We start from the raw sequence: 16,330 nt of genomic DNA, 5'->3' as shown, positions 1-16,330 counted from the left end.
ATATATATTATTGGGGGAGGGATTTTACTTTTCTCGCCAGGCATTAAAAGTGAAATGTTTGAAATAATAGGATTAGGTAGAGATACCGCTGTATTTGAAATGGAAACAATGGCTTTTATAACGATAAACTTTTTGTCGTATACAGTTATTCTATTTTTATTATACAGAGGAATAAAACTCTTTACAGATAAAAAGGGAGTTGTTAATAAGGATTCTTTGTTATAATTCTATATCCAAAAGTACTTTTAATTGTTGCTTACCTTTAGCAGTAAGGGTAAGTGATCTAGAGTTTTTGTGCTTTCTAAACCAATCTTCTTGAAGCATAAAGTAAAAAAAAGCATCACCTAGTGCACCAGCTAAATGATATTTTCGTTCACTCCAGTCTAAGCAAGGATGAGCAAAAGAGCGTTTTTGTTGCTGAAGTATTTCTACTTGAATTCCTAATTTAGTAAACCACTGTATTCCAAAATCACTTAATACAAAATTTTCATTTTCTAAAGAAATAATTCCTTTAGCGCATAATGCATTGGTAATTTTTACACCAACTTCGCCCGCTAAATGATGATAGCAAGTTCTGGCATATGTAAAAGAAGATGCTTTAGGTTGTTTTATTTGTTTATAATCTTTTTGTAAAGACAGTAAACTTGCCATAGACTCTATTACTTGTGCAACTTCTGGAGAACTAAATTTATAATACCGATGTCTTCCTTGTTTGGCAACTGAAAGTATGTTTTTTTGTAATAGTTTCGCTAAATGATTACTAGCTGATTGTAAAGAAATTTCAGCACAATTAGCTAATTCTGTGGCAGTATAAGCTCTCCCATCTAATAAATTCCATAACATAATGGCTCTTGCTTTATCTCCTATCAAAGCAGCAATTTCACTAAAATCGTGTTCTAAATTTTCCATACGCTAGTCCCAGATTAGAGGTCGTTGATGTTGTAGAGTTCTCAGATAAGCTAAAAGTTGTCCAGTATGAACGGCTTCATGATATACCATTCTATTCAAATAGTCGCCTAAAGTCTTTACCTGGTTTACTTCACTTCTTCGGATAATAATATTCTGTAAATCTATATTTTTTAAAGATGCAATCATATTGTAAAAGGCTAATTGATATGGTTTTGAAAATAAAATCTCATCATTAATATTGGTAAAAGGTAAATCATTCCATGGAGAAACATACGAACCTAAATTACCTCTATTTTTAATAATTGTATGAAATAAATGTTCTGCTTCTAGTACATGTCTCACCATTTCAATACAACTCATAGCATCTAGATCGGGCTTCCAATGTAAAAATTCAGAAGGAATTCCTTTCCATAAGTTAACACTTCTTCGTCTAGTTTCTTTAAAATTTAATAAAACTATTTCTGTCGCTTTCATTATCTAGGTTTTTAGCAAAACTAGAGATGCGTTTTGAGGAATACTTCATTTTAAAATGAAGTATAAAAAAATCCCATTTCTAAATAAAAATGGGATTTTGAATATTATATGTTGAAGAAGACTATGCTTCTTGTTCTTGAATATCTAATTGAATACTCAATTCTTGTAATTGTGCATTATCAATCGTAGCAGGTGCATCAATCATTACATCTCTACCAGAATTATTTTTAGGGAAAGCAATAAAATCACGAATCGTTTCTTGTCCACCTAAAATTGCTACTAATCTATCTAAACCAAAAGCTAAACCTCCATGTGGTGGTGCTCCATATTCAAAAGCATCCATTAAGAAACCAAACTGAGCTCTTGCTTCTTCTTCAGTAAACCCTAAATGCTTAAACATAATAGCTTGTGTTTCCTTATCGTGAATACGAATAGATCCACCTCCAATTTCGTTTCCGTTTAAAACCAAATCGTATGCATTTGCTTTTACAGCTCCTGGATCTGTATCTAATAATTCAATTTGACCAGGCTTTGGTGATGTAAATGGATGGTGCATTGCATGGTAATGTCCTGTTTCCTCATCAAGCTCTAATAATGGGAAATCTACAACCCATAATGGAGCAAATTCATCTGGTTTACGTAAACCTAAACGCTCTGCCATTTCCATACGTAAGGCACTTAATTGTGCACGTACTTTATTGGTGTTTCCAGATAATACACAAATTAAATCTCCTGGTTTTGCGCCAGTAACTTCAGCCCATTTAGCTAAATCTTCTTGATCGTAGAATTTATCTACAGATGATTTAAAACTTCCGTCTTCATTACACTTTACATATACCATTCCTAAAGCTCCTACTTGCGGACGCTTTACCCAGTCTATTAACTTATCTATTTCTTTTCTAGTGTAAGAAGCTGCACCTGGAACCGCAATTCCAACTACTAACTCAGCACTGTTAAATACTTTAAAATCTTTGTGTTGTGCTACTTCGTTTAACTCACCAAACTCCATTCCAAAACGAATATCAGGTTTGTCGTTTCCATATAAACGCATAGCATCGTCGTATTGCATTCTTGGGAATTTAGCTACGTCAACACCATTAATTTCTTTTAATAAATGACGGGTCATTCCTTCAAATACTTCTAAAATATCTTCTTGCTCTACAAAAGACATTTCGCAGTCTATTTGTGTAAACTCAGGCTGACGATCGGCACGTAAATCTTCGTCTCTAAAACATTTTACAATTTGGAAGTATTTATCAATTCCTCCTACCATTAATAACTGTTTAAAAGTTTGAGGCGATTGTGGTAATGCATAAAACTGTCCAGCATTCATACGAGAAGGTACTAAGAAATCACGTGCACCTTCTGGAGTAGATTTAATTAAATATGGAGTTTCTACATCAATAAACCCTTTGTCTGATAAATATTTACGAACTTCCATCGATACTTTGTGACGGAATAATAAACTGTCTTTTACAGGATTACGACGAATATCTAAATAACGATATTTCATTCGAATATCCTCTCCTCCATCAGTTTCATTTTCAATAGTAAACGGTGGTAATTTAGCTTCGTTTAAAATGGTTAATTCAGAAACCAAAACTTCAATATCTCCTGTAGGAATATTTGGGTTTTTAGATTGACGTTCGATCACAGTTCCTTTTATCTGAACTACAAACTCTCTACCTAACGTTTTTGCTTTTTCAATAATCTCTTTTGGTGTACGCTCCTCATCAAAAATTAACTGAGTAATTCCATAACGGTCTCGTAAATCAACCCAAATCATAAAACCTTTATCTCTTGATTTTTGAACCCAACCAGCTAGGGTAACCTCAGTATTTATATGCGATGCTCTTAACTCACCGCAAGAATGCGATCTGTACATTTTTTGATAATTTTTAGATGGCAAATTTAACTATAATTGTTAGTTTGTGAAAAATTACTGTAAGTTAGTTTTTAAGGGGGTAAATCAATTACTTTGTATAGATAAACAGATACAAAATGATATTACAAAAATTCAAAGATAAATTACAAAACAATCCTACAAATATTGATTTTTCAGAAACAATGAAAGTAATAGAAGTATTATATGAATTCACACCTTCTGCGTTTGTAAATGGAGATATAAAGAACGAAGTAGGTCAAAATCAAGGTTCTTGTAAAGTGTTTTCATTTGCTATAAAAGAAGGTTTGACAAAAGAGGAAACCTTGGCTTGTTTTGGGCAATATTATTTTAAAGATGTATTAGAAAACCCAGAAGGAAATGATCATCAAAATATTCGTAATTTTATAAAAACAGGATTTGAAGGATTGTCTTTTGAAAAAGAAGCGCTTATTAAAAAGTAATTGATATACGAAATATGTACAACGTTCCGATATACAAAGAAACTGATCAACAAGTTATATTCGACTTTTTAAAAGAGTATCCTTTTGCTTTCATTACTGGAGTAGGTTCAGATGGAAGACCAGTGGCTACTCAAATTCCATTTTTGGTAGAAGATAGAGACGATGGTTTATATGTAGTTGGACATGTGATGAAAAATACAGATCATTGTAAAGCATTTAAAGAAAATCCAGATGTTTTAATAGTGTTTTCTGGTCCACAAGGGTATGTAAGTGCTTCTTGGTGCGCAAATCCGCACAAAGGATCTACTTGGAATTATATGAGTGTACATATTAAAGGAAAAGTACATTTCTTTGAAGGGGAAAAATTAGTTACTTTTATGAAACGTTTTACATTAATTCATGAAGAAGGAAATACAAACTCACCTACGATTTACGATAATTTATCTAACGACTATACAGAAAAATGGATGCCGCATATTGTGGGAATAGAAATTAAAGCAGATAAATTAGATACCGTTTTCAAATTAAGTCAAGGACTAGATAAAGAAAGTTATGCAAATGTAATTACTCAATTAGAGCAGCGAGGAAATACAAAGTTGGCATTTGAAATGAAAAAAAGAATTAAATAATTGATTTCTAAAAAACTTGATTATACCGTATTAATAATAGCAGTACTCATTTTTCTGTTATTACAATTACCCCATTTTGGACAAATACAATATCCTTTTCGATTATTGGGAACTTGGTTTCATGAAATGGGTCATGGATTAACGGCTTTGTTTATTGGTGGAGATTTTAAGTATTTAGAAATTTATGAAAATGGAGGTGGTGTGGCTTATTTTACACTTACAAACAAATTTATATCTATTCCATCAGGTAAAGCATTAGCTGCTGCAGGAGGATTATTAGGTCCAGCAATAGCAGGTGCAACACTAATTATTTCAGCAAAATCTACAAAATATGCTGCAATATTATTAAGAATACTCACGGCAGTTATTATAATATCCTTATTACTTTGGATTCGCTCTTTTTGGGGAATAATTGTTTTAGGAGCATTTGCTATTTTCTTTATAGGAGTTACGTTTCTAAAAAATAAAAAAGTAGAGGTAATTACAGTTTTATTCCTCGGACTTCAGTCTATTTTGAGTACTTATTTACAAATAGATTACTTGTTTACGAAACAATTTGAAAGAAATGGAACCATTCATATTTCAGATACACAGGCAATCGCAGAAAACAGTTTTGGAACCTATTGGATGTGGGGAACTTTTATTTTATTAATTAGTGCTTTTATGCTATGGAAAAGTATTCGTTTTTATTTTAAAAGATGAAAGTAGCTATAGCTTGTTGTTTTTTAATTTTAAAAAATAATCATTTGCAGCTTTCTTAACTTTAGGAGCTAAAATTAAGGTAGATATAACTGTAGGAATAGCCATTAAAGCATAGCCGCTATCTATTAAATTAATGACAAAATCAAGTTTAATTACTGAAGCAATTACAATGGTTATAATGTATATGTAGTTGTAATATTTTCCAGTTTTAGTATTGGTTAAAAAACTTAAGCAAGAATATCCATAAAAAGAATATGTAAACAATGTAGAAAATGCAAAAATCAACACACAAATAGTTAAAATAACGCTTCCTAATCCATAAGGTAAAACATTGTCAAAAGAAGAAAGAGTTAGTGAAATTCCATTACCTTCGAAATTTTGCCACACTCCAGATGCAAGTATAGCTAATGCCGTTAATGTGCAAACTAATAACGTATCAATAGCAGGTCCTAACATGGCCACCAAACCTTCACGAATAGGCTCGTTTGTTTTTGCAGTTCCATGCATCATTGGAGCGGTACCAATACCAGCTTCATTAGAAAAAGCAGCTCTTTTGATTCCTGTAATAATTACCGTTCCTAGTGCGCCACCTAAAACAGCACGTCCCGAAGAAGCATCATCAAAAATTAAAGAAAAAATAGTAGGGATTTGATCAAACTTTAAAAATAAGATGGTTAATACAGTAACAAGGTAAATAACAACCATCATTGGAACCATCTTAGCAGCTACTTTTCCAATTCTTTTAATACCACCAAAAATAACGAGTGAAGTAATAATTGCAATTGTAATTCCTAAAAGAAATTTAGAAGTTAAAACATTACTTTCTTTTACTTGAAAAACATCAATTAATGTTTGGGTAAGTTGATTTGCTTGAAAAGCAGGTAACGTACCAATCAATCCTGCAGCTGCAAAGAAAATAGCCAAAGGTTTCCATTGTTTTCCTAAACCTTCAGTAATTACATACATAGGACCTCCTTTAATATTACCTTCTTCATCTTTACCTCTATACATAATAGCCAAACTACAAGTAAAAAACTTTGTTGCCATACCTACAAAAGCACTCATCCACATCCAAAAAATAGCGCCTGGACCTCCAGTAGCAATTGCAATAGCAACACCACTAATATTTCCCATTCCTACGGTTGCAGCAATTGCAGATGATAAAGCTTCATAATGCGATAAATCTCCTGGAGAATTGTGTTTGTCGTATTTTCCTCTTAAAATATTTACAGCATGCCCTAAATATCGAAAAGGAACAAGTCCAGAATAAACAAAAAGAAAAAAGCCGCCACCAATTAATAAGATTAATAAAGGAATTCCCCAAATCCAAGAGGAAAATTGTGCCACCGCATCATGTAGGTTTAAAAATATCATACTCAAAAATATGAAATACAGAAGCTAGAACAAGTTAAATGAAGTTTGTTTTTTACAAGTAAAGTAATTTAAATAGCATAGATAGTATTCTGATATTTAAAAAAGAGCATAAAAAAACATCTTAACTAAAATTACACAGGGATAATGAAATTAAGACGCCTTTAGAAATTAGGGATTATATCAGCAAGATAATTGTAAAGTCTGATTTGAGTAGATAGCTGTCGTTCAAATGTGTTTTTTGTTCGACGAACTGTCATAGAATTACGTTAAATTGTAGTGTTTTAATCGATAAAATACTGTGTTTTTTTACTAGTGTTAAAGTTGATGTGTAGATAGTAGTCTTGAAACTAGTGATTTAATAATTTTATTTAACTTTTTTAATGTTTATTGCTATGAATAATGGTTATAAACTAAGCGGTAGTCTGTTAAAAATTTACCAGTGTTAAAGTAATGCTAAATTAACAGAATGTTTGCATATACTTCATTGAAAATATACTTTTGGCGCCCTATTTAATAAAAGTATAGTAGTTATTGTGGTTTTTTCGAAAAAATATGAAGTCGAAGAAATCAACCAAATTTAAACCCTTTAAAAAATGAAAAACAGTTACTATGGAAGACTCTTTCTTCCAGTAGCGTTTGTGCTTTTTTCCCTAAATGCAACAGCACAAACAAAGAAACAAGTAGAACAAATTCGTAATAAATACAATTTGTCAAAGCTTCAAACATTAGAAAAAGAATTATTAACAAAATCAACCTCCGATAAAAAAGAAGCATTTGCATTAGCAAATAGAAAAGGATGGAAGACAAAAATTACCACTAAAGACGGTCGTTTATTAGAGTTGCAAAAAGTAGTAAATGGAAAGCCTATTTATTATACAACTTTTAATGCAGATGCTGCTAGGTCTACAAGAACAAATCATTTAAATTCTGGTGGATCATTAGGATTAGATCTAAACGGACAAGGTATGACTGCACACGTATGGGATGGAGGAATTGCTAGAGCCTCTCATCAAGAATACGATGGAGCGGGAGGAAGAAATCGTTTTTCTGTAGGAGATAATAGTAATTCTTTAGATTCGCATGCTGCGCACGTTACAGGTACTATCATTTCATCAGGTGTAGAAGCAAGAGCAAAAGGAATGGCTCCTTATGCAAGAGCTGTAGGTTATGATTGGACTAGCGATAAAGCAGAGGCTACAGCAGCAACAGGAAATGGAATGTTAGTTTCAAATCACTCTTATGGATTCTCTTTTAGAAATCCAGACACAGGTCAAGTATGGTTACCTCAATACTTTTTTGGAGGATACATAGAAGAATCTCGTGCTTGGGATGAAATAATGTTTAATGCTCCTAATTACTTAATGGTAGTTGCAGCGGGTAACGATGGTAGAGACGATGCTGCAAATGCTAATCCTACAGGAGGAAGAGGATGGGACAAATTAACAGGACATTCAACTTCTAAAAATAACTTAGTGGTAGCAAATGCTCAAGATGCTAATGTTGATGCTAATGGTAATTTAATTGCCGTAGTAATTAACTCAAGTAGTAGTGAGGGGCCAACAGATGATATGCGTATCAAACCAGATATTACGGGTAACGGAACTAATGTATATTCTACTTACCAAAATAGTAATACTGCTTATGCAACTATTACAGGTACTTCTATGGCTTCACCTAATGTAGCTGGTTCGTTATTATTATTACAACAACATAATAATAATACTCATAATGCTTTTATGAGAGCAGCTACACTAAAAGGTTTAGCGTTACATACTGCAGATGATGCAGGTGCTGCTGGTCCGGATGCTGTTTTTGGTTGGGGACTGTTAAATGCTAAAAAAGCAGCTCAAACTATTACTAATAGAGGAACTCAATCTAGAATTGAAGAGTTAACATTAAATGGAGGAGATTCTTACTCAATTGAAGTTGATTCAGATGGAACTAGTCCACTTTTAGCTTCAATTTCATGGACAGATAGACCTGGTACAGCTATTACAGAAGCTACAGCTGCAAATGCTGCAAATGCTGTATTAGTAAATGATTTAGATATAAGAATTACAAAAGATGGAAATACATACATGCCTTATGAATTAACTAGCCCTACAACTAGTGCAAGACGAGATAATAATGTAGATCCATATGAAAGAGTTGATATTTCAAATGCATCAGGAAGATATACAATTACAGTAACACACAAAGGAAATTTAACTGGCGGAAGTCAAAATTTCTCATTAATAGTTACTGGTTTAGCAGGAGGAGCACCGGTTGCTGCTAATCCTTGCGATGGAGGAGCAACTTTAACTGCAAATAATGGTTCTTTTGCAGATGGAAGTGGAAATAGTAACTACGCAGATAATAGAAACTGTACTTGGTTAATTAGACCAGAAAATGGAGGTACAGTAACGTTAAACTTTGACAGTTTTAATACTGAAAGTGGTTACGATTTTGTAAGAGTTTACGACGGAGCGAATGATAGCGCAACTGAATTAGGAGAGTTTTCTGGTACATCTAGACCAGCAGCTGTAACATCTACGGGTAATGCAATGTATGTTAAGTTTACATCTGACGGTTCTATAAACGCAGCAGGATGGTCTGCAAGTTATACATCTACAGTAGCAAATGTAGATACGCAAGCGCCTTCAGTACCTACTAATGTTACGGCTACTGAAATAACGCAAACCACAGCAACACTTAGTTGGACAGCTTCTACAGATAATGTTGGAGTTACTGGTTATGATATTTACCGAGGAACAAGTAATCTAGGCTCTAGAGAAGGTACTACAGTTGATCTTACAGGATTGGTTGCAGATAGAAGTTATACATTCTCAATTAGAGCAAAAGATGCAGCTGGAAATGAATCAGCAGGAGGTTCTGTAACATTTAGGACTCTAGCAGTTACACCACCAGCATCAGATCCTTGTGATGGAGGAGCAACTTTAACAGCAGATAGTGGTTCATTTACAGATGGTAGTGGAAATAGCAACTATGCAGATAATAGAAATTGTTCATGGTTAATTAGACCTTCAAACGGAGGAACAGTTACTTTAAGTTTTGATAGCTTTAATACAGAAAGAAATTATGATGAAGTAACAGTATATGATGGAGCAAATGCTAATGCAAGAGAATTAGGAAGTTTTTCAGGAACTTCAATACCAGCTGCAGTAACTTCTACAGGAAATACATTATTTGTTAAGTTTACATCAGATGGTTCTGTTAATGCAGCAGGATGGTCAGCAAGTTATGTGTCAAATGAAGTAGCAGCAGGTGATCCTTGTGATGGAGGAGTAACATTAACGGCAAATAATGGTTCTTTTACAGATGGTAGTGCAACTAGCAGTAACTATACTAATAACAGAAACTGTACTTGGTTAATTAGACCAACAAGCGGAAACAGAGTAACTTTAAACTTTAGTCGTTTCAATACAGAAAATCGTTACGATGTTGTAACAGTTTTCGATGGAACAGATGCCAATGCAAGAGAATTAGGAAGTTTTTCAGGAGCTTCAGTACCAGCAGCGATAACTTCTACAGGTGGAGCGATGTTCGTAAGATTTACATCAGATAGATCTGTAACAAGTACAGGATGGGCAGCAAGTTATACAACAGCAGCATCAAATTCTGAGTTTAATACATCTGCTAGTAACGAATTATTTGAAAACGTAACAGTATATCCAAACCCAGTTGAAGGAAATACGTTATTTGTAAGAGCTTTAGGAATTGATAAAGCAACTTATAGAGTACTAAATACTTTAGGACAAGCAGTTCAAAAAGGAGATTTAAAAGAAGAAATAAATGTTTCTATTTTAGAATCTGGTATTTATGTACTTGAAGTAAATAACGGAGAGAAAACTTTAACAAAAAAGTTTATTAAGAAGTAATCCCAATTACACAATAACTACTAATAAGCTCGGGCATTTTGCTCGGGCTTTTTTATAATTTTTATATTTTAAAATTACTAAAAACACTACTTCAATTTACAAAATACTCATTGCTTTTACAGCACTTTATTTAGTTATGGTTAATGATAAAATTGAGAGGTTAATTGTTTAGAACAACAATTATTTCTGAAGTGATATTTAAAGTAAAAATAACATAAAATTAACATTTTGTTTGCATTTAATGTGTAATAAATATATTTTTGGCGACCATTTTAATAAACCTAAAGTAGTTATTATGATTTTTTCGTAAAATCGTGAAGTTGAAAAAATCAAACAAATTAAAAAAGTCAAACCCTTAACAAAATGAAAAAAATTACCCTATCCCTTCTGGGGCTTTTGTTTGCAGGAACCGTTGGTTATGCACAACATAAGGTCGAAACCGTAAAACGAGATTGTGCAGCGCATGACATTTTAGAACAAAAAATGGCAAGCAACCCAGCTTTAAAAGAGCGCATGCATAAAATGGAGGAAGAGACCAAGAAAAAAATGCTGGAAATGGCAAACACACATCGTAGAATCGAAGGTAACGTTTACCAAATTCCAGTAGTAGTACATATATTATATACAAACAGTACGAATAATATTAGTGACGCTCAAATTCAAAGTCAATTAGATGTTTTAAATGCAGATTTCCGTAGAACAAATGCAGATAGAACAAATAGATGGCCACAAGCGGCAGACTCAGAAATAGAATTTTATTTAGCACAAGTAGATCCTAATGGTAATCCAACTACAGGGATAACAAGAACTCGAGTAAACACATCTACTTGGACACAAAGAGAAATCATGAAGCGTTCTGCTACAGGAGGAGTCGATGCTTGGGATACAACGGAATATTTAAATATGTGGGTTGTAGACAATATGAGTTTTGGAGGTCGTACAATTTTAGGATATGCACAATTCCCTTGGGATAACGATAGAGTGCATGATGGAGTTGTAATGGCAGATCAATACTTTGGAAACACAGGTACTGCACAAGCACCATTTGATGGAGGTAGAACAACTACACACGAAGTAGGACACTACTTAGGATTACGTCATATTTGGGGTGATAGCAGTAATTGTGCTGACGATGATGGTATCGACGATACTCCTAGATCTAATCAAGCAACTAGTGGTTGTGGAGTTGGAAAAGAAACATGTGGTTCACCAGATATGACGGAGAATTATATGGATTATTCAAATGATAATTGTTTAAACTTATTTACAACAGGACAACGTAATAAAATGCGTACCTATTTACAAGCTGGAGGTTCTAGACGTGCATTAGCATTATCTGACAAAACTGGAAATGGTGGCGGTGGAAACCCACCTGCAGCAGATCCTTGTAATGGAGGTGTAACATTAACTGCAAATACAGGTTCTTTCGCAGATGGTAGTGGAAATAGTAACTATGCAGATAATAGAAACTGTACTTGGTTAATTAGACCAGAAAACGGAGGAAGAGTAACATTAAACTTTACTAGCTTTAATACAGAAAACAATTACGATTTTGTAACTGTTTACGACGGAGCAAATGATAGCGCAACTCAATTAGGACGTTTTTCTGGGACTTCTAGACCAGCTGCTGTAACTTCTACAGGAAGTGCAATGTATGTTAAATTTACTTCAGATGGTTCTGTAAATGCAGCAGGATGGGCAGCTAGTTATACATCAGCAACAAATACTGCAGATACACAAGCACCATCTAGACCAACAAATGTTAGTGCTTCAAATGTTACACAAACAACAGCAACACTTAGCTGGACAGCTTCTACAGATAATGTTGGAGTTACAGAGTATGATATTTACCAAGGTAGTAATAACTTAGGATCTAGAACAAGTACTTCAGTTAACCTTACAGGATTAACAGCTAATACAAGTTATACATTCTCTATTAGAGCGAAAGATGCAGCAGGAAACGAATCAGCAGCAGGGTCAGTTACATTTAGAACTGCAACAACTACTCCACCAGTATCAGATGCTTGTAATGGAGGTGCAACTTTAACAGCAAATACAGGTTCGTTTGCAGATGGTAGTGGAAGTAGTAACTATGCAGATAATAGAAATTGTTCATGGTTAATCAGACCTTCTAACGGAGGAACTGTAACATTAAATTTCGATAGTTTTAATACAGAAAGTGGTTATGATTTCGTAACAGTATATGATGGAGCTAATGCAAATGCAACTCAATTAGGACGTTTTTCAGGAACATCTAGACCAAGCGCAGTGACTTCTACAGGTAATGCATTATTTGTAAGATTTACTTCAGATGGTTCTGTAAATGCAGCAGGGTGGTCTGCTAGTTATACATCTAATGTAGCATCATCTTCTGACCCTTGCAATGGAGGAGCTACATTAACAGCAAATAGTGGTTCATTTGTAGACGGTAGTGGAAACAGCAACTATGAAAATAATAGAGATTGTACATGGTTAATCAGACCTTCAAATGGAGGAAGAGTAACATTAAACTTTAGCAGTTTCAATACAGAAAGTGGTTATGACTTCGTAACTGTTTACGACGGTGCAACTACAAGTGCAAGACAAATTGGACGTTTTTCTGGAACATCTAGACCAAGTGCTGTAACTTCTACAGGTGGAGTAATGTTAGTAAGATTTACATCAGATACTTCGGTAACAAGAGCAGGATGGGCTGCTAGCTATACATCATCATCGAGTACAAGAGAAGATCTTTCAGGAACGAATGGTTTATTAGAAGTAGCTGTATATCCAAACCCAGTTGAAGGAAATACGTTATTTGTAAAAGCTTTAGGAATTAATAAAGCAACATTTAGAGTACTAAATACTTTAGGACAAACTGTTCAAAATGGCGATTTAAAGGAGGAAGTTAATGTTGCTACTTTAAAAGCTGGTATTTATTTACTTGAAATAAATGATGGAGACAGTACTGTAACTAAGAAGTTTATTAAGAGGTAATCTCAAAAAACATAATAACTACAGGTAAGCCCGAGCAAACTGCTCGGGCTTTTTTTGTAATCTTTTGAAGTGAGATTTAGACTGTTTATAAGAGTAAAAAGGAGTCTTAAAATTATGTTAGAATCCTTAAAATTTAAATGTATTACAGCGATCTGTGTTAAATTAGTCATTCAAACAACTAGATCTGTAAGTTATATCTAAAAACTAGACATAACTTTTAAGACCAAAACCAAATACAAATGAAAATTATATTTAGAGCTGCAATACTCGTTGTATCATTCATTGCTGTTGTTTCTTGTAAAACAGAAAAGAAACCAGTAGTAAAAGAACAAGAAACAGTAGAGGTAGTTGAAGAAAAACCAATAAGTAAAGGAGATTCCATAATTAATTTAGCGATTACTGCACACGGAGGAAATAAATATGATTCAGCATCATATAAATTCACGTTTAGAGATAAGGAATATACTTTTACAAATAACGAAGACAAATACAAATACACTGTAAAGAGAAATAAAGACAATCAAGAAATTGTAGATGTATTAGATAATGGAGCAATATCTAGAACAGTAAATGGTGAAACAACTGAACTCTCAGATAGAGATAAAGGAAGATATAAAGAATCTTTAAATTCTGTAATTTATTTTGCTACGTTACCTCATAAATTAAAAGATAAGGCCGTAAATAAGGAATATAAGGGCAAAACAACCATAAAAGGAGAAGAATATGATGTGGTAGAAATAACGTTCAATAAAGACGGAGGAGGAAAAGACTTTGATGATGAATATTACTATTGGATCAACACAAAAACACATGCAATAGATTATTTAGCCTATAACTATAGTGTAAATAATGGAGGAGTTCGATTTAGAAGTGCGTATAATAGAAGGGTAGTTGATGGAATTATCTTTCAGGATTATATAAATCATAAGGCAGAAGTTGGGACTCCATTAGCAGATTTACCTGCGTTATTTGAGAAAGGAGCATTAAAAGAAGTGTCAAAAATCAAAACAGAAAATATTATAAACTTAGCAACTCCATAAAAACAAGCTTATGTCATCAGTAATTAACATTAAAGAAAAATTTAATCTGTTTACAGACCAATGGTCACCAAAGAAAATAGCAGAATTAAATGGACAACAAATCTTATTAGCAAAGATTCAGGGAGAGTTTGTTTTTCATAAACATGATAATGAAGATGAATTATTTATGGTGATGAAAGGGCAGCTACAAATGGATTTAGAAGATTCTTCAGTAATTATAAATGAAGGAGAATTCTATATAGTTCCTAAGGGAGTATTACATAAACCAATAGCAAAAGAAGAAGTTCATCTTTTATTATTCGAACCACTTTCAACCAAACATACAGGAGATGTAATTGCTGATATTACGGTAGATACGTATGAGTCTATTTAGTTTGATAGTCAGTGTGTTATGTTTTTGGTGCAATTGGTCGATTCAAAAAGTCAATTGATCTACAGATAAACTACAAACATCGAATTTGTAAATAATTGTTTACGAAACGTTTGTAATTTTGCGCCGCTTATAAGTAATGAATAGTTTTAAAGAAAACTTAATCCCTAAGTAAAGTTTATACTTTCCTTTTTTTAAAACGAAATTTATTTAGTTAATAATCTTACCCTTTTACAAGCCCCAAATGTAAAAGGGTTTTTTTATGCTCTAAAGTTTGAGGTTTAATGTTGTTTTGTTCTGTAAATCATTGTTTTATTTGTGTTTTAGTTCAGTTTATCGATACTTTTTTGTAGTTAGGCTATACATGTAAAAAGACAGAACGAAAAATGAAATAAGAAAAAGGAAACCTATCGTAATTTCGCGCCGCAAATAAGTACAAAAACATAGTTTTAAAAATCTCATAATCCCCTAGAAAAGTATTCGCTTTTTATTTTTAAGACTTAAATTTATTTGGTTGATTAATATTCTAACCCTTTTACAAGCCCCAAATGTAGAAGGGTTTTTTTATGTGTAATTATTGAACTCATCTAACTTATGTAGCGGAAGTGTTTTTAAAAAGAATAAATAATGTCTAATAGACGTTTTATTGAACCCGTTAATCTACAGAAGAAAAACATAGATCGAAAAATAGGAAATACGAAGGTAAATAGATGGTACTTTTGGAGTGTAAGTAATAAGAAAAGTAGTTTTTAAAAAGATATAAATCCTGAATTAAAGTTTTCGTTTTTAAGATAAGATTTAGATTATTTGGTTAATAGTTTAACCCTTTTGTAGACCTAAATGCAAAAGGGTTTTTTTATGTTTAAATCGGTGCTTATTTCATGGTAATAACAGGTGTTGTAGGTGTAAAATGTATAGAACAATCGTTTTAAGGAAGCGATTAATCTAAAGAAATAGAAACTATATCGAAAAACGAAAGAAGAAAGTGTAAATAGTAAGTATTTTAAAATAGGTAATAATTAAGTAGTTTTAAAATTGAATCCCACATATTACTTTTTAAAACACAAGCCTCTTAGTTGGTAATTTGACCCTTTTACATGTTTATATGTAAAAGGGTTTTTTTTAGTTGTACACTAAAAAACAGTGCTATAGTATTTATAATAAATTGTATTTATAAATGGTGAAATCATATTATCGTTAGAAATAAACCATTAGTCTATAGAAGAGAATCACAGATCGAAAAACGGAAATTTAAAAAGCAATAGCATTGTACTTTTGAAGTGTAAATAGTAGTAAAGTAGTTTTAAAAAAATAAAATCCCTAATTAAAGTTTTCACTTTATTTTTTAAGACAAGATTTAGATTTATTTGGTTGATTAATAATAAGCCCTTTTGCAAACTCAAAATGTAGAAGGGTTTTTTTATGCCTCATTGTGAAGTTTGAAAAAATGAAATATAAGAATTAGAAAAACACAAGGAATTAAGAGGTTCACCAACGAATAATAATCGCTGAAAACAATTTATCGAAAGCTATAAACCATTAATCTACAAATAGAAATCAACTAACGAAAAATAAGACTTAGAAGGAGGAATAGCTAGTATCTTTGAAGTGTAAGTAATAGAAAAACAGGTT

The 16,330-nt window shown here is 32.7% G+C and carries 12 protein-coding genes; 8 read left to right on the top strand and 4 right to left on the bottom strand.

The window, feature by feature from the left end; all coding sequences use genetic code 11:
- Window positions 1-54: 54 nt before the first annotated feature.
- Window positions 55-225, top strand: a complete 171-nt coding sequence (locus ACKTTC_RS19415; RefSeq protein ID WP_408041530.1) for a hypothetical protein — start codon at window positions 55-57, stop codon at window positions 223-225.
- Here ACKTTC_RS19415 and ACKTTC_RS19410 read toward each other — a convergent pair.
- From ACKTTC_RS19410 to aspS, 3 genes are all read right to left on the bottom strand, one after another.
- Window positions 220-909, bottom strand: a complete 690-nt coding sequence (locus ACKTTC_RS19410) for an ArsR/SmtB family transcription factor (RefSeq protein ID WP_408041529.1) — start codon at window positions 907-909, stop codon at window positions 220-222. The two genes, ACKTTC_RS19415 and ACKTTC_RS19410, sit on opposite strands and share 6 nt — an antisense overlap.
- 3 nt (window positions 910-912) lie before the next feature.
- Entirely contained in the window at window positions 913-1,383 is a 471-nt protein-coding gene (locus ACKTTC_RS19405) for a DinB family protein (RefSeq protein WP_408041528.1), read from the bottom strand.
- 121 nt (window positions 1,384-1,504) lie between these two features.
- On the bottom strand, window positions 1,505-3,268 hold the full coding sequence (aspS, locus tag ACKTTC_RS19400; protein WP_408041527.1) for an aspartate--tRNA ligase: 1,764 nt from the start codon (window positions 3,266-3,268) through the stop codon (window positions 1,505-1,507).
- 116 nt (window positions 3,269-3,384) lie between these two features.
- Here aspS and ACKTTC_RS19395 point away from each other — a divergent pair, with 116 nt between their 5' ends.
- From ACKTTC_RS19395 to ACKTTC_RS19385, 3 genes are read left to right on the top strand one after another with little or no spacing between them, the layout of a single operon-like run.
- On the top strand, window positions 3,385-3,729 hold the full coding sequence (locus ACKTTC_RS19395; RefSeq protein ID WP_408041526.1) for a HopJ type III effector protein: 345 nt from the start codon (window positions 3,385-3,387) through the stop codon (window positions 3,727-3,729).
- 14 nt (window positions 3,730-3,743) lie between these two features.
- A complete protein-coding gene (locus tag ACKTTC_RS19390; protein WP_408041525.1) occupies window positions 3,744-4,358 on the top strand; it encodes an FMN-binding negative transcriptional regulator in 615 nt (204 codons plus the stop codon).
- Window positions 4,359-5,060: a M50 family metallopeptidase gene (locus ACKTTC_RS19385; protein WP_408041524.1), complete on the top strand. Its 702-nt coding sequence runs from the start codon at window positions 4,359-4,361 to the stop codon at window positions 5,058-5,060. It begins immediately after the preceding gene.
- 6 nt (window positions 5,061-5,066) lie between these two features.
- Here the strand turns inward: ACKTTC_RS19385 and ACKTTC_RS19380 are convergent, their stop codons facing one another.
- A complete protein-coding gene (locus tag ACKTTC_RS19380) occupies window positions 5,067-6,407 on the bottom strand; it encodes an alanine/glycine:cation symporter family protein (RefSeq protein WP_408041523.1) in 1,341 nt (446 codons plus the stop codon).
- Between the two features lie 620 nt (window positions 6,408-7,027).
- On the opposite strand from ACKTTC_RS19380, the gene ACKTTC_RS19375 reads away from it, so the two are divergent.
- From ACKTTC_RS19375 to ACKTTC_RS19360, 4 genes are all read left to right on the top strand, one after another.
- Complete coding sequence (locus ACKTTC_RS19375; protein ID WP_408041522.1) at window positions 7,028-10,312, top strand: CUB domain-containing protein; 3,285 nt, start codon at window positions 7,028-7,030, stop codon at window positions 10,310-10,312.
- 363 nt (window positions 10,313-10,675) lie between these two features.
- Complete coding sequence (locus tag ACKTTC_RS19370; protein WP_408041521.1) at window positions 10,676-13,288, top strand: CUB domain-containing protein; 2,613 nt, start codon at window positions 10,676-10,678, stop codon at window positions 13,286-13,288.
- Window positions 13,289-13,527: 239 nt separating this feature from the next.
- Window positions 13,528-14,328: a DUF6503 family protein gene (locus tag ACKTTC_RS19365; protein ID WP_408041520.1), complete on the top strand. Its 801-nt coding sequence runs from the start codon at window positions 13,528-13,530 to the stop codon at window positions 14,326-14,328.
- Between the two features lie 10 nt (window positions 14,329-14,338).
- Window positions 14,339-14,701: a cupin domain-containing protein gene (locus ACKTTC_RS19360; RefSeq protein WP_408041519.1), complete on the top strand. Its 363-nt coding sequence runs from the start codon at window positions 14,339-14,341 to the stop codon at window positions 14,699-14,701.
- The last annotated feature ends 1,629 nt before the right edge of the window (window positions 14,702-16,330 follow it).

It is taken from the genome of Tenacibaculum amylolyticum (assembly GCF_964511145.1).
GTDB lineage: Bacteria > Bacteroidota > Bacteroidia > Flavobacteriales > Flavobacteriaceae > Polaribacter > Polaribacter amylolyticum.
This window is presented reverse-complemented; position numbering and strand designations above follow the sequence as displayed.